2 protein-coding genes are annotated in these 1,168 nt (G+C 67.8%); both read right to left on the bottom strand.

What is annotated here, in order from left to right:
* Nucleotides 1-34: 34 nt before the first annotated feature.
* A complete protein-coding gene (locus AB0C96_RS43075) occupies nt 35-565 on the bottom strand; it encodes a transposase (RefSeq protein WP_362925765.1) in 531 nt (176 codons plus the stop codon).
* Nucleotides 562-1,101 (bottom strand): winged helix-turn-helix domain-containing protein, encoded by a 540-nt coding sequence (locus tag AB0C96_RS43070; RefSeq protein ID WP_362925763.1) that lies wholly within the window; start codon nt 1,099-1,101, stop codon nt 562-564. The genes AB0C96_RS43075 and AB0C96_RS43070 overlap by 4 nt, the downstream gene beginning before the upstream one ends.
* Between the last annotated feature and the right edge of the window lie 67 nt (nt 1,102-1,168).

Here is a 1,168-nt window from a genome sequence, read left to right as displayed (position 1 = left end):
TACTGAGGTTGAACTCGTGGTGTCGTGCCGTTGCTCAGGTAGGTCTGATGGACAGGCCGGTCTCGGCGAGGCAGCCGTCTATGAGGTCGCTGCGGTACTGGATGTGCCGTAGGCCGCGTCGGATGCGCCGGACGAGGTGTTCGGGGGTGCTGAAGGCGACGTTGGAGAGCCAGCCTCGTCGCAGGAGCGACCAGATCCCTTCCACGGGGTTGAGGTCGGGGGCGTAGGGCGGCAGGTAGTAGATGGTCAGCCAGTCCCGGCCCTCGGCGAACTCCCGCAGGTCGGCGGCCTTGTGGACATTGAGGTTGTCCCAGACGAGCACGATCGGGCCGCCGAGCTGCTGATGTGCGGCGATCAGCAGGTCCCGGTAGTCGCGCCAGGAGAAGCTTTTGCGGCCGTCGCGGCGGCCGTCGTCCCTGCGTGGACGGTAGATCAGCCGGGACCGGTGGCCAGGTTTGTAGCAGGTCAGCGCCGCGATGGACACCCGTCTGCGGGAGCGGCCGCGAACCCGCACCACTGGAGTCCGGCCGCGCTGTGACCAGGTCTTCGCCTGCGGCGGCGTCATGGAGAAGCCGGCTTCGTCCTCAAAGACGAGCCAGGCTCCACGGGCCGCCGCGAGTCTTCCGCGCAGGGCCACACCTCCTTGACCCACCCGGCCACCGCCTCGTCGTCCCGCTCCATCGCGCGTCGGGCCGGGACCTGGCAGGACCAGCCGTTGCGGACCATCAGCTTCCTTACGCCCTGGATCGTGTAGGCCAGGTGGAAGCGCCGGCCGATCACCGTCTTGATCCGCGCCAGCGTCCACCGCTGGTCCTCCCAGCCGTGCGCCGCCGGCCCCTTGGCCAGCTCCGCCTCCAACTGCGCGAATTGCTTCTCGCTCAGCCTCGGCAACGACGCCGGTCCCTGTGACCGCAGAGCACGTGGACCGCCCTCGTCCCACGCCCGCCGCCATCGCTGCACCGACCGGACGCTGATGCGCAGCTCCTTGGCGATCAACGAACTCGCCTCGCCCCTGGTGAACCGCTCGGCTGCCTTGAGTCGTAACTCCTCGCGAAACTGCTGACGTTCGACTGTCAGCCCGCCGCCCTGTGGATACCGCATGCCCCGGTGATATCGCAGGAAGCCACGACCTGTCAGTCCCTACGACACCACGAGTTCAATCTCAGTA

This window comes from Streptomyces sp. NPDC048506 (genome assembly GCF_040651315.1).
Lineage (GTDB): Bacteria > Actinomycetota > Actinomycetes > Streptomycetales > Streptomycetaceae > Streptomyces.
The sequence above is the reverse complement of the archived record's forward strand: the minus strand, read 5'-3'. Positions and strand labels throughout refer to the sequence as shown.